At 41.1% G+C, this 16,049-nt stretch carries 30 protein-coding genes; 4 read left to right on the top strand and 26 right to left on the bottom strand.

The annotated features are described in order from the left end of the window. The first annotated feature begins 704 nt into the window (after positions 1 to 704). From H7N69_RS05965 to H7N69_RS05950, 4 genes are all read left to right on the top strand, one after another. Positions 705 to 1,085, top strand: coding sequence for a pantothenate kinase (locus H7N69_RS05965; protein ID WP_187885099.1), 381 nt, complete (start codon positions 705 to 707; stop codon positions 1,083 to 1,085). A gap of 23 nt (positions 1,086 to 1,108) precedes the next feature. Continuing rightward, on the top strand, positions 1,109 to 1,579 hold the full coding sequence (locus H7N69_RS05960; protein WP_187885098.1) for a hypothetical protein: 471 nt from the start codon (positions 1,109 to 1,111) through the stop codon (positions 1,577 to 1,579). A gap of 188 nt (positions 1,580 to 1,767) precedes the next feature. After that, on the top strand, positions 1,768 to 2,430 hold the full coding sequence (gene pnuC, locus H7N69_RS05955; protein ID WP_187885097.1) for a nicotinamide riboside transporter PnuC: 663 nt from the start codon (positions 1,768 to 1,770) through the stop codon (positions 2,428 to 2,430). Next, entirely contained in the window at positions 2,418 to 3,032 is a 615-nt protein-coding gene (locus tag H7N69_RS05950; protein ID WP_187885096.1) for a thiamine diphosphokinase, read from the top strand. The genes pnuC and H7N69_RS05950 overlap by 13 nt, the downstream gene beginning before the upstream one ends. Before the next feature lie 788 nt (positions 3,033 to 3,820). Here H7N69_RS05950 and rplQ read toward each other — a convergent pair. From rplQ to H7N69_RS05820, 26 genes are all read right to left on the bottom strand, one after another. Continuing rightward, positions 3,821 to 4,171, bottom strand: a complete 351-nt coding sequence (rplQ, locus tag H7N69_RS05945; protein ID WP_001216120.1) for a 50S ribosomal protein L17 — start codon at positions 4,169 to 4,171, stop codon at positions 3,821 to 3,823. Then, on the bottom strand, positions 4,171 to 5,205 hold the full coding sequence (locus tag H7N69_RS05940; RefSeq protein ID WP_000864528.1) for a DNA-directed RNA polymerase subunit alpha: 1,035 nt from the start codon (positions 5,203 to 5,205) through the stop codon (positions 4,171 to 4,173). The genes rplQ and H7N69_RS05940 overlap by 1 nt, the downstream gene beginning before the upstream one ends. 11 nt (positions 5,206 to 5,216) lie before the next feature. Next, positions 5,217 to 5,843, bottom strand: a complete 627-nt coding sequence (gene rpsD / locus H7N69_RS05935) for a 30S ribosomal protein S4 (RefSeq protein WP_000135258.1) — start codon at positions 5,841 to 5,843, stop codon at positions 5,217 to 5,219. A 9-nt stretch (positions 5,844 to 5,852) separates the two neighbouring features. Next, a complete protein-coding gene (gene rpsK, locus H7N69_RS05930; RefSeq protein WP_001129289.1) occupies positions 5,853 to 6,248 on the bottom strand; it encodes a 30S ribosomal protein S11 in 396 nt (131 codons plus the stop codon). Between the two features lie 23 nt (positions 6,249 to 6,271). After that, a complete protein-coding gene (rpsM, locus tag H7N69_RS05925; RefSeq protein WP_187885095.1) occupies positions 6,272 to 6,634 on the bottom strand; it encodes a 30S ribosomal protein S13 in 363 nt (120 codons plus the stop codon). Positions 6,635 to 6,637: 3 nt separating this feature from the next. Beyond that, positions 6,638 to 6,751: a 50S ribosomal protein L36 gene (gene rpmJ, locus H7N69_RS05920; protein WP_000868339.1), complete on the bottom strand. Its 114-nt coding sequence runs from the start codon at positions 6,749 to 6,751 to the stop codon at positions 6,638 to 6,640. A 77-nt stretch (positions 6,752 to 6,828) separates the two neighbouring features. After that, on the bottom strand, positions 6,829 to 7,047 hold the full coding sequence (gene infA / locus H7N69_RS05915) for a translation initiation factor IF-1 (RefSeq protein ID WP_000090248.1): 219 nt from the start codon (positions 7,045 to 7,047) through the stop codon (positions 6,829 to 6,831). Beyond that, positions 7,047 to 7,808 carry a type I methionyl aminopeptidase gene (gene map / locus H7N69_RS05910; RefSeq protein WP_187885094.1) on the bottom strand — a complete coding sequence of 254 codons (762 nt, stop codon included), beginning with the start codon at positions 7,806 to 7,808 and terminating at the stop codon, positions 7,047 to 7,049. Before map ends, infA begins: the two co-directional genes overlap by 1 nt. Continuing rightward, the gene (secY, locus tag H7N69_RS05905) at positions 7,808 to 9,070 is read right to left on the bottom strand and encodes a preprotein translocase subunit SecY (RefSeq protein ID WP_187885093.1); all 1,263 of its coding nucleotides are present in this window, start codon (positions 9,068 to 9,070) and stop codon (positions 7,808 to 7,810) included. Before secY ends, map begins: the two co-directional genes overlap by 1 nt. A gap of 37 nt (positions 9,071 to 9,107) precedes the next feature. Then, positions 9,108 to 9,509, bottom strand: a complete 402-nt coding sequence (gene rplO, locus H7N69_RS05900; RefSeq protein ID WP_150179798.1) for a 50S ribosomal protein L15 — start codon at positions 9,507 to 9,509, stop codon at positions 9,108 to 9,110. 17 nt (positions 9,510 to 9,526) lie between these two features. Further along, positions 9,527 to 9,970 carry a 30S ribosomal protein S5 gene (rpsE, locus tag H7N69_RS05895; protein ID WP_001860543.1) on the bottom strand — a complete coding sequence of 148 codons (444 nt, stop codon included), beginning with the start codon at positions 9,968 to 9,970 and terminating at the stop codon, positions 9,527 to 9,529. Between the two features lie 14 nt (positions 9,971 to 9,984). Then, positions 9,985 to 10,341 carry a 50S ribosomal protein L18 gene (gene rplR / locus H7N69_RS05890; RefSeq protein WP_000991853.1) on the bottom strand — a complete coding sequence of 119 codons (357 nt, stop codon included), beginning with the start codon at positions 10,339 to 10,341 and terminating at the stop codon, positions 9,985 to 9,987. Positions 10,342 to 10,354: 13 nt separating this feature from the next. Further along, positions 10,355 to 10,891: a 50S ribosomal protein L6 gene (gene rplF / locus H7N69_RS05885; protein ID WP_108557417.1), complete on the bottom strand. Its 537-nt coding sequence runs from the start codon at positions 10,889 to 10,891 to the stop codon at positions 10,355 to 10,357. Positions 10,892 to 10,901: 10 nt separating this feature from the next. Beyond that, the gene (gene rpsH, locus H7N69_RS05880; protein ID WP_000245805.1) at positions 10,902 to 11,297 is read right to left on the bottom strand and encodes a 30S ribosomal protein S8; all 396 of its coding nucleotides are present in this window, start codon (positions 11,295 to 11,297) and stop codon (positions 10,902 to 10,904) included. 9 nt (positions 11,298 to 11,306) lie between these two features. Next, the gene (locus tag H7N69_RS05875) at positions 11,307 to 11,492 is read right to left on the bottom strand and encodes a type Z 30S ribosomal protein S14 (RefSeq protein WP_001085694.1); all 186 of its coding nucleotides are present in this window, start codon (positions 11,490 to 11,492) and stop codon (positions 11,307 to 11,309) included. A gap of 9 nt (positions 11,493 to 11,501) precedes the next feature. Next, positions 11,502 to 12,047, bottom strand: a complete 546-nt coding sequence (rplE, locus tag H7N69_RS05870) for a 50S ribosomal protein L5 (protein WP_000467354.1) — start codon at positions 12,045 to 12,047, stop codon at positions 11,502 to 11,504. A gap of 12 nt (positions 12,048 to 12,059) precedes the next feature. Further along, complete coding sequence (gene rplX, locus H7N69_RS05865) at positions 12,060 to 12,281, bottom strand: 50S ribosomal protein L24 (RefSeq protein WP_000834238.1); 222 nt, start codon at positions 12,279 to 12,281, stop codon at positions 12,060 to 12,062. Next, positions 12,281 to 12,649 (bottom strand): 50S ribosomal protein L14, encoded by a 369-nt coding sequence (gene rplN / locus H7N69_RS05860; RefSeq protein WP_077643097.1) that lies wholly within the window; start codon positions 12,647 to 12,649, stop codon positions 12,281 to 12,283. The genes rplX and rplN overlap by 1 nt, the downstream gene beginning before the upstream one ends. 2 nt (positions 12,650 to 12,651) lie before the next feature. After that, entirely contained in the window at positions 12,652 to 12,912 is a 261-nt protein-coding gene (rpsQ, locus tag H7N69_RS05855) for a 30S ribosomal protein S17 (RefSeq protein WP_001092746.1), read from the bottom strand. Positions 12,913 to 12,926: 14 nt separating this feature from the next. Beyond that, entirely contained in the window at positions 12,927 to 13,127 is a 201-nt protein-coding gene (gene rpmC / locus H7N69_RS05850) for a 50S ribosomal protein L29 (protein WP_000877884.1), read from the bottom strand. Beyond that, positions 13,114 to 13,539, bottom strand: coding sequence for a 50S ribosomal protein L16 (rplP, locus tag H7N69_RS05845; protein ID WP_000928961.1), 426 nt, complete (start codon positions 13,537 to 13,539; stop codon positions 13,114 to 13,116). The genes rpmC and rplP overlap by 14 nt, the downstream gene beginning before the upstream one ends. A gap of 2 nt (positions 13,540 to 13,541) precedes the next feature. Then, entirely contained in the window at positions 13,542 to 14,246 is a 705-nt protein-coding gene (gene rpsC, locus H7N69_RS05840) for a 30S ribosomal protein S3 (protein ID WP_000529967.1), read from the bottom strand. A gap of 3 nt (positions 14,247 to 14,249) precedes the next feature. Next, complete coding sequence (gene rplV, locus H7N69_RS05835) at positions 14,250 to 14,618, bottom strand: 50S ribosomal protein L22 (RefSeq protein WP_000030375.1); 369 nt, start codon at positions 14,616 to 14,618, stop codon at positions 14,250 to 14,252. A 9-nt stretch (positions 14,619 to 14,627) separates the two neighbouring features. Next, positions 14,628 to 14,909, bottom strand: coding sequence for a 30S ribosomal protein S19 (gene rpsS, locus H7N69_RS05830; RefSeq protein ID WP_000091385.1), 282 nt, complete (start codon positions 14,907 to 14,909; stop codon positions 14,628 to 14,630). Positions 14,910 to 14,919: 10 nt separating this feature from the next. After that, positions 14,920 to 15,750, bottom strand: coding sequence for a 50S ribosomal protein L2 (rplB, locus tag H7N69_RS05825; RefSeq protein ID WP_000985809.1), 831 nt, complete (start codon positions 15,748 to 15,750; stop codon positions 14,920 to 14,922). A 15-nt stretch (positions 15,751 to 15,765) separates the two neighbouring features. Beyond that, the gene (locus tag H7N69_RS05820) at positions 15,766 to 16,047 is read right to left on the bottom strand and encodes a 50S ribosomal protein L23 (protein ID WP_000763613.1); all 282 of its coding nucleotides are present in this window, start codon (positions 16,045 to 16,047) and stop codon (positions 15,766 to 15,768) included. Between the last annotated feature and the right edge of the window lie 2 nt (positions 16,048 to 16,049).

The raw sequence follows: 16,049 nt of genomic DNA, 5'->3' as shown, positions 1-16,049 counted from the left end.
TCAATACGCATTCTAACACGAAAGCTATCAACATGGTATAAAAATTTGTTGTTAAAAAGATTTGTGAGTGGGCTCTTGCTTTCAAAAATTGAACGCTGTATTAAAATATCTGTGATTTTGAATAGCGGTTAATGATATTATAAGGCTTGTATTGCCTTTATGTTGTTTAAGATTGGCTACCATTTGCAATCATAAAAGGTTAATTCTATCTCGCTCTGTAGGTTTTGATTTTTAGAAGTTTTTATTATGGGAACTTGTAGTATGGCACTTACAAGATAGGAGTCAATCTTAGATGCATGGTTTCAAACCTATTACAGAGCGAGATGGAATTAACCCTACCATTTATGATTGGTTTAACCTCTGTATCAAGTCATATCGACCAAAACTCAAAATAGTTTAGCATAAAAATAAAAAAGCGTCTAATATATTCAAAATAGGCGTTCAATTTTTAAGCGGTTGGTGTAAAAACGCAATTAAAGGCTTTAATGCTTGAAACTTAACGCTCTAAAACGCTTAAAAAATACTAAAACTATAAAACCAATGATTTACCTTAATCCTGTAATTTGTGAATAAATAAAACACTTATTGAGTTTTTTGTGATCTTTTGCTGATCTGTAACAATGCTTTTAATAGGGTTGTGGTATAAATATTCTTATCAAGGTGTGCCAAACATGCTTTGAATCTCAATTTTTGAATCTCAATTTATGAAAGGATTTGTTATGAGTGGATTAAGAACTTGTGTAGTGGTTTTATGCGGTGCAATGGCTAATGTGGCTATAGCTGGTCCTAAAATAGAGGCAAGGGGTGAATTAGGCAAACTTATAGGGGGTGGTGTTGGGGGTTTTGTTGGTGATAAAATTGGAGGAGCAATTGGGGCTCCTGGAGGTCCAGTGGGTGGAGCCGTTGGTGGTCCTGCTGGTAGCACTTGGGGTGGTCGCATTGGTGGAACTTTTGGTGGTGGATTAGGGAGAGAATTTGGTCGTGAAATAGGCGATAGGGTAGAAGATTTTATCCGTGGCGTTGATAGAGAGCCACAAGCTCCAAGAGAACCCACCTATGATCGTCATTTCGTGTATGATAGGTAGCTTTGGGCAAGAAAGGAGAGAGCATGAACATCAAAAAGCGTTTGAGCGACTGGGAATATCAATGGGCAGTGGCTATAGTCTATGCGGGATGCATATCCGCATTGCGTTATAGCCAAGGTGCTAGCGATCCACTTTTTAACCCTAAAGACAGCTATTACGCGTGGCTAACAATCTTAATAGCGGCTCTATTGTCTAACCTTTTATTTGACCCTCGAGGTAGGGATTGTTATAAATCCTTACAAGTAGGATACCCCAAGTTTTTGAAAGCCATTTTTAAGGCTAGGTTTTTTGGCGCGTTTTATAACGCTGTGTTAGGATCAAGACTAAGGGATTTTTATGTGATGCTTTTAACGATGCCCTTTATTGCCGCTATCCATGAGATCTCGGCGTATTGTGGGCATCCTAGCAATCTCCTTATAGAGGGTTTGGTTATGCTTGGCTTTCTTGTGTGTTTTGGGATTTGTTCTAGGCTTTGCGCTAAATTAGGGTGGTGATTTAACCCAAATGGCATTAAAATATGGAGGGGGGAGTAAAAAATTAAAAAAACTTTAAAGCGCGTTCTCACTGATTTGTGTTACAATAAGGAGCATTTAAGGGGTGCTTTTTAAAAACGCTCAAGTTTTTAAAAGGCTGAGATCAAACCCATAGAACTTGTCAAGGTAATTCTTGCGTAAGGAAATACATGTTAATAACCACCCAACTATCCAAACGATTTTACGCCACGCTCATTCTTTCTTGCGTGTTTTTGATCACCACTAATATTCTTGTCAAAGGCTCGTTTATCAATCTTTTAGCAGGGCTTAGTGGGGTTTTGTATGCGTTTTTTGCCGGAGAAAGGCAAACGATTTGCTTTGTGTTTGGTCTTGTTTATAATTTGAGTTACGCTTATGTCGCTTATCAGTGGAAATTAAACGCTGATGTGATTTTATGCCTTTTTTTGTATATGCCAGTAACGATTTATGGGCTGTTCGCATGGAAAAAGACAGAGCAGCATGAGGGCGCTATCAAGGCTCAAAAACTTTCCAAAAATTGGCGTTTTGCGCTCGTTTTAGGCATAGGGGTTTTAACTTATGTGAGCGCTTTGTTTTTTAAAGAGATTAAAACGAATTTTTTATGGGCAGAGAGTTTTAATTTCGTCATCTTTATTATTGCTTTTATTTTACAGGTTTTGCGCTATATAGAAAATTATGCACTAGTAACTTTGGGGAATATCGTGTCCATTATCGTGTGGTTTTGTATTTTTCAAATTTCAACAGAGAGCTTGGTGCAGCTCTTCACAACGATCCTATACCTTTTTATTGGTTTGTATTATTTTAACCGCTGGAATAAGTCATGCAAGCAGTGATTTTAGCGAATGGGGAGTTTCCTAAATCTCAAAAATGCTTAGACCTTTTAAAAAACGCTCCCTTTTTAATCGCATGCGATGGGGCTGTTACCTCATTACATGCACTTCAATTCAAACCCAGCGTTGTTATAGGCGATCTAGATAGCATTGATTCGCATTTGAAAGCTTTGTATAACCCTATACGCGTGAGCGAACAAAACAGCAACGATTTATCCAAAGCCTTTTTTTATGCTTTGAATAAAGGCTTTGATGACTTTATTTTTTTAGGGTTGAATGGCAAGCGAGAAGACCACGCTTTAGCGAACACTTTTTTATTGTTGGAGTATTTTAAATTTTGCCAAAAAATCCAATCCGTAAGCGATTACGGTCTTTTTAGGGTGTTGGAAACCCCTTTTGCTTTACCTAGTTTTAAAGGGGAACAAATCTCGCTTTTTAGCTTGGATCTTAAAGCCCAATTCACTTCTAAAAACCTCAAATACCCCTTAAAAAACTTGCGTTTAAAAACGCTCTTTTCTGGCTCGCTCAATGAAGCTACAGATCATTTTTTTAGCCTTAGCTCTACACCTAAATCGGTGGTGTTGGTGTATCAAAAATTCTTATGAGCGGGTTTTGTTAGGCAAGTTTTTGTCTGTATATTGCGACAGGTTAAGAAGCGTTTGAGTTAGCAAGTAGAGAAAGATTGATTCAGTCTCGCTTTGTGTGGAGTGCGGTTCAGTCAAAGTTTTTATACACTCTTGTGTGGCTTTCACAAGGTAGGAGATTGTAGTTTGTGTATATTTTATAAAACCATCACAAAGCGAGATTAAATCAATCTTATCACCCATATCGGCTAAAATCCAAAGTAATTTAGCATTAAAGGAATAGCCAATGTCTAGCGCGTCTCAAAATACGCTTGAATCCATCTGGATCAATCTTTAAAAAAGGGCTTAAAAAACTTGCACATTGAATCAGTAATGGAATTTCTTAAAATCATCCAACCAATTAGAATCCTTAACAAAGATGTAAAAACGCCACTCAATTAAAGGGTGAAATAGAAGCTAGTGTACAAGTTTTGAGTTTATTTTGATTTTTTAAAAATGGGGTTTTAGTTATTTTATTTTTATAGTTTTAAGTTTTATTTAATAGTAAAACTCATAAAGAAAGATATTTTAAAACAATTTCCCTTGGCAACCCCCCCTTAAACCCCTAAGAGCACATTACAAGAGGTTATCGCTTGATTAACGCCAAGCTCTTTTACATTTTGATTACAGAAAACGCTTTTTAGCATTTTAATTTTATCACCAATACTCAATAGGAGCAAAGCCAAAGCTTTTAACCGCTTCTTTTAAAAATAGGATAAAACTAAGGCGATAACCACCAACCAAAATCTTGGCTAGCAGTCCATCAAATTTCACACAAATTCAATGGTGGCTAGAGTGGAAGCGTCCCCTCTTCTAAAAGTGGTGCGTTGGATCCTGGTGTATCCGCCATTCCTTTGCGTGTATTTGGGCGCGATTTCAGTTACAAGCTTGTGGGTGGCTTCTTTGTTTTGCAAATACGCAAAAACATGGCGGTGCGCGTTAAAATCGCCCACACGAGCCGCTGTCGTTAATTTCTCAATGTAACTGCGCAACTCCTTAGCTTTATAAATCCCTGTTTCAATTTTGTTATGCTCAATCAAAGCGATCGCTAAATTTTTTAATAACGCCTTTCTGTGCGAGCTGGTTCTCCCAAGCTTGCGGTATCCGTGTTTGTGTCTCATCAGTCGTTACCTCCTTTATCTTCTAATTTTTCTAATCTTTTCTTTAAACTCTCTCTTTGTTCAGGGCTTAATTCTGTGCCTACCGGATAGCCCAAATCATTCAATTTTTCAGCGATTTCATCATAGGATTTTTTACCCATGTTCTTCACGCCCTTAAGCTCTTCTTCGCTCATCAACACGAGTTCGCCCACATACTTGATGCCGATTTTATCCAAGCAATTAAAACACCTAGCGCTCAAATTCATGCTTTCAATCTTAGCGCTCAAGTCTTTAGCGTCATCTCTTTGAGCGTAATCGCCTGAATACTCCGTGTTAGCAATGGGCCTTTCACCAAAAACGCCCAGTTGCTTGCTCATCACTTTCACTGCTGATAAAAACGCTTTATAAGGGTCAATCTGCCCGTCTGTTTCAATATCAAAAATGATTTTTTCATAGTTGGGATCGCCCTCAACCAAAACATTTTCAATCTCATAAACGACCTTTTTAATCGGCGTGAAAGAGCCGTCTAGCGGCATGTAGCCCTCAGGCATCAATTCCCTTGTATTTTCGCTTGGGACATACCCCATTCCTTTATAGATAATGAGCGAAAAATTCAATTGAGCGTCTTCGTTGATTGTGGCTAGGGGCATTTCCGGATTGACGATTTCTATATGCTCAGAATTCAAATCCCTAGCCCTAAGCTCCATAGGCCCTTTAAAAGAATAATCCACTACAACCGATTGGTTTTCCAAAGAGCTATCCTGCCCCACTAACGCCTTGGCTATAAAGCGGATATTCTTTAAATTCATGATAAAAAGCGACACATCTTCAGTAACCCCCCTTAGTGAGTCAAACTCATGATGGACGCCTTCAATCTTTAAACCCACAGGAGCATACCCCACAGAGCTTAAAAGTAAGAGTCTTCTAATAGGATGAGCGAGCGTAACAGCGTAACCAAACTCAAATGGAGCCAGAGAAATCTTAACCCGATTGCCCTCTTTCTCTAGCACCTTAATTTCTGATGGGATCAAAGGTGCTGTTTTGATAACTTTCATGCTCTAACCCCTTACTTAGAATACAATTCTACAATGAGTCTTTCTTCAATAGGGACAACCACTTCTTCTCTTTCAGGGTAGCGGGTGAAGATACCGTATTTTTTATCTTTTTCCACATCAATCCATGGCACAATCCCTGTTTGAGCTGTCAATTCCATCGCGCGCACCACTTGAGGGTTGCTCTTGGTTTTTTCTTTGATCTCAATCTTTTGCCCTGAACGCACGAAATAAGAGGGAATATCCAAACGCTTGCCATCCACAAGCACATGCCCATGCGTTACCAATTGCCTAGCAGAGCTTCTAGTGGTCGCAAACCCCATGCGATAGACGACATTATCCAATCTTCTTTCAATCAAGCGGATAAGGTTTTCACCCGTATTGCCGTCCAAGCGATTGGCTTCCACAAAAATACTCCTGAATTGCTTTTCAGAAATGCCATACATCATTTTAGCTTTTTGCTTTTCTTTCAATTGCAACCCGTAATCAGAAGTCTTAGTGCGTCTTTGCCCATGCTGGCCTGGCCCATAAGCCCTTTTATCTAACGCACTCTTCCCGCTCAATCGCCTTTCACCTTTTAAGGCTAAAGAAACCCCAAAACGCCTTTCTAGTCTTTCTACTGCGCCTCTATATCTTGCCATAAAGCCTCCTTACACTCTTCTTCTTTTAGGGGGTCTGCAACCATTATGAGGGAGTGGGGTGATATCTTTAATCCAAAGTACTTTAACGCCCTCTGTCGCGCCCACGCTCTTAATAGCGGTCTCACGCCCACTACCTGGCCCTTGAACCTTAATGCCCACTTCTTTAACGCCATGCTCTTTAGCCTTGCTTAGAGCACTTTCTACAGCTTGTTGGGCCGCATAAGGGGTGGATTTTTTAGAGCCTTTAAACCCTAAACCGCCCGCAGTGCTCCAGCAAATCACATTGCCCATTTCATCAGTGATAGTGATGTTGGTATTATTAAAGGTCGCTGAAATATAAACAACCCCTCTAGCAATATTCTTTTTGACTACTTTCTTTTTAGCCGTTACATTTCTCTTAGCCATTAAATCATCATCTCCTTACTTCGCTACTTGCTACCCACGGTTTTTTTCTTACCCTTACGAGTCCTAGCGTTATTTTTAGTGGTTTGACCTCTTACAGGAAGACCCTTACGATGCCTGATCCCACGATAATTCCCTAAGTCCATTAAAGATTTAATATCCATTTGAACTTTTTTACGCAAATCGCCCTCTACTAGGTAGCTTTGCTGGATTTTTTTAGTGATGCTAGACACTTCATCTTCGCTCAATTCATGCACGCGCTTGTCAAAAGAAATGCCCACGGCTTCTAAAATCTCTCTAGAACTCTTAAGCCCAATCCCATAAATATAGGTAAGGGCATACTCTACTCTCTTCTTTTTTGGTAAATCCACACCAGCAATCCTTGCCATGCTTTATCCTTGTCTTTGTTTGTGTTTAGGGGTAGCGCAGATCACTCTAATAACACCCCTTCTTTTAATGATTTTGCACTTATCGCACATCTTTTTCACTGATGGCCTGACTTTCATGATTTTTCTCCTTTGAAAAAATTAGGCACTACTAAAAACTTTTATACTAACATATTTTCATTGAAATAACCCTTAAATTATTTATATCTAAAAGTTATCCGACCCTTGTCTAAGCTATAGGGCGTAAGCTCTAGCTTGACCCTATCGCCTAAAGCAATCCTAATATAGTGCATGCGCATCTTTCCAGAAATACGGCACAACACCACATGCTTATTGTCTAACTCCACCTTAAAAGTGGCGTTAGGCAACGCCTCAATCACTTTCCCATCCACTTCTATAACATCATCTCTTGCCATTAACGCTCCGTAAGAATCACTGCTTTATTGCCAACTATGGCGATAGTATGCTCATGGTGGCTTGTGTTAAGCCCATCCACTGAAACCACGCTCCATTTATCCGCTAGTATTTTAGGCTCACCCTGTTTTTGACACACCATAGGCTCTAAACAAAATACCATGCCCTCTTTGATTTTAGGGCCGCTATTAGGTTTGACGCCTTTTTCTAGGTAGTTGGGGATTTCTGGCTCTTCATGGGGCTTTTTACCAATGCCATGCCCACAAAACCCCTTCAAAGGCACAAAGCCCCTTTCTGTAATCGCACCCTCTAAAATCTGACTCAACTCTTTAAAATGCATGCCCACTCTAATTGAATTAATGGCATGCATCAAGCTCTCTTGAGAGCAAGCGAGTAGTTTTTCATCTTGCGGGCTTATCGTGCCTATGGGAAGCGTGAGGGCCGAATCGCCATAATAGCCATCCACCTCCACCCCCAAATCCAAGCCTATAATATCCCCTTCTTGTAAAACATAATCCGTAGGAATGCCATGAATAACCACCTCATTTAAGGACATGCACACCGAGTTGGGGAAACCATAAAGCCCCTTAAAAGCAGGCCTAGCATGAGAGGATTTGATAAAATCTTCAGCCATTTTATCCAGCTCTAAAAGTGAAACCCCAGGCCTTACTTCTCGCTCTAAAAGGGCTAACGCTTGAGCGGTTAATTCCCCGGCTTTTCTTAGAGCTTTGATTTCTTTTGGGCTTTTAATGAAGATCGCCATTAAAAGCCTACCGCGCTTAAAGTTTTATACTTGCTCATATAAATTTGTGCTTCAATCTTTTTCATGGTGTCAATAGCGACTTGAACCACAATCAGCACCGCCGTACCTCCAAAGTAAAAAGGCACGCCCATAGCCTTAACCAAAATCCAAGGCACGGTAGAAATGAGCGCCAAGTACAACGAACCCCACAAAGTGAGTTTGCTCGCTACAGCATTCAAAAACGATGAAGTCCCCTCTCCAGGCCTAAGCCCTGGAATATACCCGCCATTACGCCTTAAATTATCCGCAATATCCTTAGAATTGAACACGATAGAAGAATAAAAATAAGCAAAAAAGATGATGAGTAAGAACATCAAAATGTTATACGCATACCCTTGCGGGCTTAAAAAATCCGCAATCGCTTGCAAAGTCTTGTTGCTTGTGGCTTGCTGTAAAATCGTAGAAGGGAACACGAGCAAAGCTGAAGCGAAAATGGGGGGGATCACCCCACTTAAATTCAACTTAATAGGAATGTAATTCATGATGCGCTTGTTTTGGTTTTGCATCACCACTTTACGCGCATAAGAAATAGGGATCCTGCGCTCGGCTAATTCCACATAGATGATCGCAAAAATCGTCGCTAAAACAATCAACACAATACCAATGAGCATTAAAATATTGATCACGCCCGTATTAACTAGATTGAATGTGCCTGAAATGGCTGACGGAATCCCTGAAACAATCCCGGCAAAAATAATGAGGCTGATCCCATTCCCCACGCCTCTTTGCGTGATTTGCTCCCCTATCCACATGAGCAACATCGTCCCTGTAAGCATAGAAAACGCTGAAACGATCATAAAGACTTGCATATCAATCATGATCGCCCCATTCGCTCCTCCACTAATGCTCCTTAAACCCACTGAAACGCTCACCGCTTGGATTAGGGTGATTAAAATGGTCAAATAGCGCACGATTTGCATGTATTTTTGCATGCCGTCTCGCTCTTTTTTCATTTTAGCCAGGTTGGGGAAAGTCGCGCTCAAAAGCTCCATGATAATGGAAGAAGTGATATAGGGCATGATACCCAAAGAGATGATGCTCAAGCGAGAAACCGCATTCCCACTAAACATGTTAAACAACCCCAAAGCGTTGTTGGAATTGCTGTCAAAAAAAGCCTTGATCGCTGCTAAATCTACGCCAGGAATGGGGATATAAGCTAAGACTCTGTAGAGAAATAAAAAACTCAAAGTGATAAGTATCTTACTAGCAATAGCTTTATTCATAATAACTTATTCCTCTTAAATCAAGCTGATAAGGGCATTACTTCTGCCCGCTTGTTTTGATTCTCTCATCTTTAATTTTAGAAGCTAGGTTTTTAGCGTCTTTACCGATCAATTTCACGCCTTCAATATAAAGGGGGAAATGGTGTAAAGCGCGCAAGCTTGAAAAAGTAATCTCTTCTAAATTCTTAATCGCTTCATTATTTTCTACATTGATAGAATAGATATGAGAATCTTTAGTCCTAAAACCTATTTTAGGCAAACGGCGTTGTAAGGGTTGTTGCCCCCCTTCAAAGCCTCTTTTAGCCTTATAACCTGTCCTTGCGGTTTGGCCTTTACCGCCTCTTGTGGCTGTCTTTCCCATGCCGCTTCCTTGACCACGGCCCACTCGTTTGATTTTTTTAACGCTACCTTTAGCCGGTTTTAAATTTTCTAATCCCATTACAATATCCTTTTTAACTACGCCTTGATTTTCGCTAAAGCGTCAAAAGTCGCGCGCACCACATTATAGGGGTTGTTGGAGCCTAAAGATTTGGTCAGAATATCCTTAATGCCTGCTAATTCCACGATAGGGCGTGTTGAACCCCCAGCAATCACCCCCGTTCCCTCACTTGCCGGTTTGAGTAAAATACGGCTTGCGTTGTATTTATGCTCAATATCATGAGCGATAGTCGTGCCTTTAATCGTTACATGGATTAGGTTTTTAAACGCATCATCTACCGCTTTTTTAATCGCATCAGGGACTTCCTTAGCCTTGCCCAAACCAAAGCCTACAAGCCCATTTTTATTGCCCACAACCACTAAAGCGTTAAAACGAAACCGCCTACCGCCCTTAACCACTTTGGTTACACGACCAATATTCACAACGACTTCTTGAAACTCTTCTCTGTTAATCTCTTCCATACCTTTCCTTTCTGTCATAGAGCGATCCCGTTCTCTCTCAAGCTTTCAGCAAACGCTGCCACCACGCCATGATAGAGGTAACCATTCCTGTCATAAACCGCTCGCTCAATCCCTGCTTTTTTCAATTCTTCAGCAAAGAGAGCGCCTAATTTTTTAGCGTCTTCTTGCGTATTCTTAAAGCCCATTTTCCTGCCATCAATATGCGTTATGGTGCTTTGTTTAACATCATCAATCGCTTGCGCATAGAAATAGCGATTCGAACGAAAAACGCTCACCCTAGGCCTTAACGCATCGCCCAAGAGCTTGCTTTTAATCCTTAATTTTCGGCGATCTCTTAAGGCTTTCTTTTTATACAATGCTTTCGCGTTCATCACTCCACCTTATTTATTTTTTAGCTGTCTTACCAGCTTTTCTAATAATGACTTCATTGCTGTATTTCACGCCCTTGCCCTTGTATGGCTCTGGGGGTCTGAAGCTCCTGATTTCAGCGGCGACTTGCCCTACTTTTTGCTTATCGCTCCCTTTGATAGTGATCGTGTTTTTTTCCACCACCATTTCAATCCCTGCTGGAATGGGGTATTTCACCGGGTGGCTAAAACCCAAGCTCAAATCCAAAGTTTTATGACCCAAGGCCACCTTATAGCCCACGCCATTGACTTCTAAAGTCTTACTGAAACCGGTGCTTAATCCTATTACAATGTTATTCGCTAAAGCCCCATAAGTCCCCCAATAAGCCCTAGACTGCGCGTCTTCGCCCACAGGCTGGAAGCTCAATTGGTTGTTTTCAAGCGTGATTTTCACTCGGTTATGAGTTTCTAACTCATGCTTTTCTTTGCTGTTTTTAAAAAGAAGCTTACTCCCTTCCACGCTCGCTTGCACAGAGCTTGGGATTTCAATGATTCTTTTCCCGATTCTTGACATTTTTAATCCTTTACCAAATGCTGCAAAGCACTTCGCCACCGACATTTTGTCTGTAAGCTTCTTCGTTAGTGATCACCCCTTTAGAAGTGCTTACCACAATCACGCCATAGCCATTTTTAAAGCGCTTCAACTCGTTTTTTTGCTTATACACACGACGACCGGGCTTGCTTAGGCGCTTCACTTCGCTGATTTTTGAATGCCCTTTTTCATCATAAGCCAACTGCACATAAACCGATTGTTTCTTGTCTTTATCTTTGACATTGAAATCTTTAATGAAACCCTTTTCTTTAAAAATCTCTAAGATAGAAACCACGATTTTTGCGTAATAAAGCTGCGTGAATTCTAAACGGCGCATAGAAGCGTTTCTCAAACGAGTTAATGAATCTGCAATTATATCATTTACCATATCTTATCCTTACCAACTGGCTTTTCTCAAGCCTGGGATGAGTCCCTCACTGCCCATTTTTCTAAGGCACACCCTACAAAGCCCAAAATCCCTATAAACCGAATGAGGTCTCCCACAAATGCGACATCTGGTATAAGCCCTTACTTGGAATTTTGGTTTCCTTTGAGCCTTTGCTATCATTGATTTTTTAGCCATATTAACCCCTTATCTCACTTTTGCAAAAGGCAATCCAAGCAATTCTAACAACTTGAACGCTTCTTTATCGTTGTCCGTAGAAGTTACCATAGTGATGTTCATGCCATGACTGACCATAATATCATCATAAACCACTTCCGGGAAAATCAACTGCTCATTGATCCCAAAGGTGTAATTCCCACGCCCATCAAAGCCATTCCGTGAGATCCCTCTAAAGTCTTTCACTCTGGGCAATGAAATCACAATCAGCTTTTCTAAGAAATTATACATGCGTTTATTCCTTAAGGTAACTTTCGCCCCTACCGCCATGCCTTCTCTGATCTTAAAGCCTGCAACGGATTTTTTCGCTTTAGTGATCACGGCTTTTTGCCCTGCAATCAAAGAAATCGTTTGCGCGATATTTTGCATGATTTTCATGTCTTTTGCATGAGCCCCAGCGCCCACGCTGATAACGATTTTTTCTAGCTTGGGCAAAAGCATGGGGTTTTTGATGTCTAATTCTTGAGCGAGTTTTGCCCTCACTTCATCTTGATAAAATTGTTTCAAACCAAACATGTATCCAACTCCTTAGGCTTTCTTCACATTGGAAATGTGCATGGGCTTTTCTTTATGGATAAAGCCCCCTTTAGGGTTATCATCAGTAGGTTTAATCGCTTTTTTCACCACCTTACACCCTTCAACAACCACTTGAGAAGTCTTAGGCAACACCGCTAAAACCTTAGCGACCTTGCCCTTATCGTCTCCTGCAATGACTTTCACCATGTCATTTTTTTTGATTTCGCTTTTCATTATACAACCTCCGGTGCTAGAGAAATAATTTTCATGAAATTAGCGTAACGCACTTCTCGGCTCACTGGCCCAAAAATCCTTGTGCCAACAGGATCTTTTTTAGCGTCCAAAATCACCACTGCATTGTCATCAAAACGCACCAAAGAACCATTTTTCCTTTGGATTTCTTTTTTCGTTCTCACCACAACGGCTTTGACCACTTGACCGCGTTTCACCTTACCATTAGGGATAGCTTTTTTCACGGAAGCCACGATCACGCTACCCACGCTCGCATAGCGTTTATGACTGCCTCCTAACACCTTAATGCACATGATTTCTTTAGCACCGCTATTGTCAGCGACATTCAATCTTGTAAAACTCTGTATCATGCTTATACTCCCACCACTAAAATTTCTTTAAGCGTGAAGGACTTGGTTTTAGAAAGCGGTCTGCACTCAATCGCGCTCACAAAATCCCCTACTTTCACCTGATTGTTTTCATCATGAATGGTGTATTTTTTGAACTTTTTAACAATCTTGCGGTATTTTTCATGCACCACTTTTCTTTCCACAAGAATCACAGCACTTTTTTCAGCAAACTTGCTGATAACCTTGCCTTGCACCAGCCTTTTATGCGGCTCTTTTGTATTCATTGCTTACCCTTTTTTTACTCAACGCTAGAAGAATAATGCGCATTAATGGCCGTGTTAATGCGAGCGATATTTCTTCTGGCTTTCTTAATCTCGTTAGGATTACTCAATTGCATAGCCTTTAACTTAACGCGCAACTCAAAAAGCTCCGCTTTTTTAGCATGCAACAACTCTTCTAATTCCTTGATACTCTTATCTTTCAATTCAGTATATTTCATTTTCGCTCTCACAAGTTACAATTTTGGTTTTAAAAGGAAGTTTGCTCTGAGCTAACGCTAAAGCTTCTCTCGCTAGTCCTTCTTCAATGCCTAGCATTTCATAAACGATTCTGCCCGGCTTGATATTCATCACCCATTTTTCCACAGAGCCTTTACCTTTACCCATCCTCGTTTCTAAAGGTTTAGCGGTCAAAGGCTTATCAGGAAATACTCTAATCCACACCTTACCCGCTCTTTTAATGTGCCTTGTCATAGCTACCCTTGCGGATTCAATCTGGCGTGAATCAATCCTCCCATGCTCTATGGCTTTAATCGCAATATCCCCAAACGCAATGGAATTACCACGATGGGCTTTCCCACGATTGCGCCCTTTCATTTGCTTTCTGTATTTTGTTCTTTTTGGCATTAACATGATTATTGCCTCCCTCTTCTGCTTCTTCTAGGCTCTCTTTCTTCTTTAGCCTCTTCTTTTTTCTCAAATTGGATGCCTTTTTGCAAAACTTCCCCTTTGAAAATCCACACTTTCACGCCAATAATACCATATACCGTCATCGCTTCAGCAAAGCCATAATCAATCTTAGCCCTTAAAGTGTGTAAAGGCACGCGCCCTTCCATATACCATTCGGTGCGAGCGATTTCAGCCCCTGCTAAACGGCCAGAAACGCACACCTTAATCCCTTTAGCGCCGGATTTTAACGCCGCTTGCATGACTTTTTTCATCGCACGGCGGAAAGCGACCCTTTTTTCTAGTTGGGTGGCTACATTTTCTGCGGCTAATTGAGCGTCAGCTTGGGGGCGTTTGACTTCTTTAATATTAATGGAGACTTCTTTTTTAATGAGCGTTTTTAAACCTTCTTTGACTTTTTCAATATCCACGCCTTTTTTACCAATGATAAGCCCTGGGCGAGCCGCTACAACCGTAACGCGCAGTTTTTTAGCCGCTCTTTCAATCACAATCTCGCTCACGCCAGCATAATAAAGCTCTTTTTTAAGGAATTTCCTAATCTTATTGTCTTCATCAATATTGCTTGGAGCGGTGCGAGCGCTAGGGAACCATCTGGAAGTCCAATTCCTATTAATACCTAATCTTAAACCTACCGGATTAACTTTTTGTCCCATGCCCTACTTACCTTCTGCTTGATTTTTTTTATGGCTTTTAGAAGATTTCATTTCTTTCCCTTCTGCTACTTCTACGAATACATGAGATGTTGGCTTTCTAATGGCTGTGGCTCTGCCTTTAGCCCTTGGAATGGAACGCCTAAGCACAGGGCCAGCATCCACTCTGCAAGAAACAATCAGAGCACTCTTGGCGTCTAATGAGCCGTTAGCGACCGCAGAAGCCACCACTTTTGAAAGCACTCTAGCCGCTTTATTGGGCGTAAATTCCAAACTAGCGATCGCTAATTCAGCGTTCATGCCTTGGATCTGTCTTGCAATCAATCTGGCTTTAGTAGGAGATAACCGCACAAATCTTAATAACGCTTTACTCATTCTACCCCCTTACTTGCCAATCTTTTTTTGGACACTGCCTTTGTGCCCTTTAAAAGTTCTTGTAGGAGCGAATTCCCCTAACTTATAACCCACATGGTTTTCTGTGATATACACAGGGACAAAAACCCTGCCATTATGCACATTATAAGTAAAACCAATCATTTCAGGCAAAATGGTGCTTCTTCTAGACCATGTTTTAATCGGGCGGTTATCCTTACCCTCTTTTGCCTTGAGCGTTTTTTTCATCAAGTGGTCGTCTATAAAAGGACCCTTTTTAATTGACCTAGACATTCTTTAACCTTTATTTATGTTTCTTTCTGGAAATGATGAGCTTGTCGCTAGCTTTTTTCTTTCTAGTTTTATAGCCCTTAGCTGGAGTACCCCAAGGCGATACAGGATGACCGCTTGTCCCTGTTTTACCCTCGCCCCCACCATGCGGGTGATCCACGGGGTTCATCGCGCTCCCACGAGTTTGTGGGCGGATCCCTCTGTGGCGGTTACGCCCTGCCTTACCGATAGAGACATTGATAAAATCCTCATTCCCTACCACGCCAATGCTTGCCATGCATTCGCTTAAAATGTAGCGCATTTCAGAGCTTGGCATCCTAAGAATGGTGTATTTATTTTCTCTACCCATGATTTGAGCGCTCATTCCTGCACTTCTGGCTAATTGCCCGCCAGCCCCTGGATGCATTTCAATATTATGTACCACTGTTCCTATGGGGATATTTTTTAACTTCATCGCAAAGCCCACTTTAATATCCAAACCGCCTTCAGCAGCGATAACGCTATCGCCCACTTTCAAACCGCTTGGCTGTAAAATATAGCGTTTGTCCCCATCAGGATAGACTACAAGAGCGATGCGCGCGTTTCTGTAAGGATCATACTCAATCGCAGCCACTTTCCCTTCAATGTTGTATTTGTTGCGCTTGAAATCAATAATGCGATAGAGTTTTTTAGCCCCTCTCTCTTTGTGGCGGCTAGTGATTCGCCCGTTATTGTTCCTCCCTGCTGTCGCTTTAAGCTTAGTGAGTAAGCCTTTGACACTGCTTTTTGCGGTAATGTCTTTAGAGTCCAACACCGACATGAAGCGTCTGCTTGGGGTGTAGGGCTTATAAGTTTTAATCGCCATAACGCTTTCTCCTTTCTACGCGCCAAGGGCGGCAATGCTAGCGCCCTCTGGAACTTTCACATAAAATTTCTTAAACGACTTTCTTTGTCCAAGCTTCCCTCTAAAGCGTTTCACCTTACCTTCTTGTTTCAAAGAATTGATTTTCAAAGGCTCAAAGCCAAAGTAAGTTTTAAACACTTCTTTGAGCTGGTTTTTGGTTACATTTTGAGCCGTCTGAACCACTAAAACACCTTTTTCTTGCAATCCTAATGACTTTTCAGTGTAAAGAATTGACTTTATATCCATGATGTCTGCCATTT

The sequence above is a fragment of the Helicobacter pylori genome (genome assembly GCF_014497725.1).
Classification (GTDB): domain Bacteria; phylum Campylobacterota; class Campylobacteria; order Campylobacterales; family Helicobacteraceae; genus Helicobacter; species Helicobacter pylori_DE.
This window is presented reverse-complemented; position numbering and strand designations above follow the sequence as displayed.

What these genes read in the sequence shown, in the direction of transcription:
- rpsE (WP_001860543.1), bottom strand. Translation starts at nt 9,970, where the DNA reads ATGGAAGAGATTAACAGAGAAGAGTTTCAAGAAGTCGTTGTGAATATT.
- rplB (WP_000985809.1), bottom strand. Translation starts at nt 15,750, where the DNA reads ATGGCGATTAAAACTTATAAGCCCTACACCCCAAGCAGACGCTTCATG.
- secY (WP_187885093.1), bottom strand. Translation starts at nt 9,070, where the DNA reads ATGAATAAAGCTATTGCTAGTAAGATACTTATCACTTTGAGTTTTTTA.
- rpsH (WP_000245805.1), bottom strand. Translation starts at nt 11,297, where the DNA reads ATGGTAAATGATATAATTGCAGATTCATTAACTCGTTTGAGAAACGCT.
- rplN (WP_077643097.1), bottom strand. Translation starts at nt 12,649, where the DNA reads ATGATACAGAGTTTTACAAGATTGAATGTCGCTGACAATAGCGGTGCT.
- H7N69_RS05960 (WP_187885098.1), top strand. Translation starts at nt 1,109, where the DNA reads ATGAACATCAAAAAGCGTTTGAGCGACTGGGAATATCAATGGGCAGTG.
- rplO (WP_150179798.1), bottom strand. Translation starts at nt 9,509, where the DNA reads ATGGGATTAGAAAATTTAAAACCGGCTAAAGGTAGCGTTAAAAAAATC.
- rpmC (WP_000877884.1), bottom strand. Translation starts at nt 13,127, where the DNA reads ATGAAATATACTGAATTGAAAGATAAGAGTATCAAGGAATTAGAAGAG.
- H7N69_RS05940 (WP_000864528.1), bottom strand. Translation starts at nt 5,205, where the DNA reads ATGAAAGTTATCAAAACAGCACCTTTGATCCCATCAGAAATTAAGGTG.
- rpmJ (WP_000868339.1), bottom strand. Translation starts at nt 6,751, where the DNA reads ATGAAAGTCAGGCCATCAGTGAAAAAGATGTGCGATAAGTGCAAAATC.
- rpsK (WP_001129289.1), bottom strand. Translation starts at nt 6,248, where the DNA reads ATGGCTAAGAGAAATGTAACGGCTAAAAAGAAAGTAGTCAAAAAGAAT.
- rplR (WP_000991853.1), bottom strand. Translation starts at nt 10,341, where the DNA reads ATGAACGCGAAAGCATTGTATAAAAAGAAAGCCTTAAGAGATCGCCGA.
- H7N69_RS05875 (WP_001085694.1), bottom strand. Translation starts at nt 11,492, where the DNA reads ATGGCTAAAAAATCAATGATAGCAAAGGCTCAAAGGAAACCAAAATTC.
- rpsC (WP_000529967.1), bottom strand. Translation starts at nt 14,246, where the DNA reads ATGGGACAAAAAGTTAATCCGGTAGGTTTAAGATTAGGTATTAATAGG.
- H7N69_RS05820 (WP_000763613.1), bottom strand. Translation starts at nt 16,047, where the DNA reads ATGGCAGACATCATGGATATAAAGTCAATTCTTTACACTGAAAAGTCA.
- rplV (WP_000030375.1), bottom strand. Translation starts at nt 14,618, where the DNA reads ATGAGTAAAGCGTTATTAAGATTTGTGCGGTTATCTCCTACTAAAGCC.
- rplP (WP_000928961.1), bottom strand. Translation starts at nt 13,539, where the DNA reads ATGTTAATGCCAAAAAGAACAAAATACAGAAAGCAAATGAAAGGGCGC.
- pnuC (WP_187885097.1), top strand. Translation starts at nt 1,768, where the DNA reads ATGTTAATAACCACCCAACTATCCAAACGATTTTACGCCACGCTCATT.
- rplE (WP_000467354.1), bottom strand. Translation starts at nt 12,047, where the DNA reads ATGTTTGGTTTGAAACAATTTTATCAAGATGAAGTGAGGGCAAAACTC.
- rplF (WP_108557417.1), bottom strand. Translation starts at nt 10,891, where the DNA reads ATGTCAAGAATCGGGAAAAGAATCATTGAAATCCCAAGCTCTGTGCAA.
- H7N69_RS05965 (WP_187885099.1), top strand. Translation starts at nt 705, where the DNA reads ATGAAAGGATTTGTTATGAGTGGATTAAGAACTTGTGTAGTGGTTTTA.
- rpsD (WP_000135258.1), bottom strand. Translation starts at nt 5,843, where the DNA reads ATGGCAAGATATAGAGGCGCAGTAGAAAGACTAGAAAGGCGTTTTGGG.
- rpsM (WP_187885095.1), bottom strand. Translation starts at nt 6,634, where the DNA reads ATGGCAAGGATTGCTGGTGTGGATTTACCAAAAAAGAAGAGAGTAGAG.
- infA (WP_000090248.1), bottom strand. Translation starts at nt 7,047, where the DNA reads ATGGCAAGAGATGATGTTATAGAAGTGGATGGGAAAGTGATTGAGGCG.
- rplQ (WP_001216120.1), bottom strand. Translation starts at nt 4,171, where the DNA reads ATGAGACACAAACACGGATACCGCAAGCTTGGGAGAACCAGCTCGCAC.
- rpsQ (WP_001092746.1), bottom strand. Translation starts at nt 12,912, where the DNA reads ATGAATACAAAAGAGCCGCATAAAAGGCTGGTGCAAGGCAAGGTTATC.
- map (WP_187885094.1), bottom strand. Translation starts at nt 7,808, where the DNA reads ATGGCGATCTTCATTAAAAGCCCAAAAGAAATCAAAGCTCTAAGAAAA.
- H7N69_RS05950 (WP_187885096.1), top strand. Translation starts at nt 2,418, where the DNA reads ATGCAAGCAGTGATTTTAGCGAATGGGGAGTTTCCTAAATCTCAAAAA.
- rplX (WP_000834238.1), bottom strand. Translation starts at nt 12,281, where the DNA reads ATGAAAAGCGAAATCAAAAAAAATGACATGGTGAAAGTCATTGCAGGA.
- rpsS (WP_000091385.1), bottom strand. Translation starts at nt 14,909, where the DNA reads ATGTCTAGGTCAATTAAAAAGGGTCCTTTTATAGACGACCACTTGATG.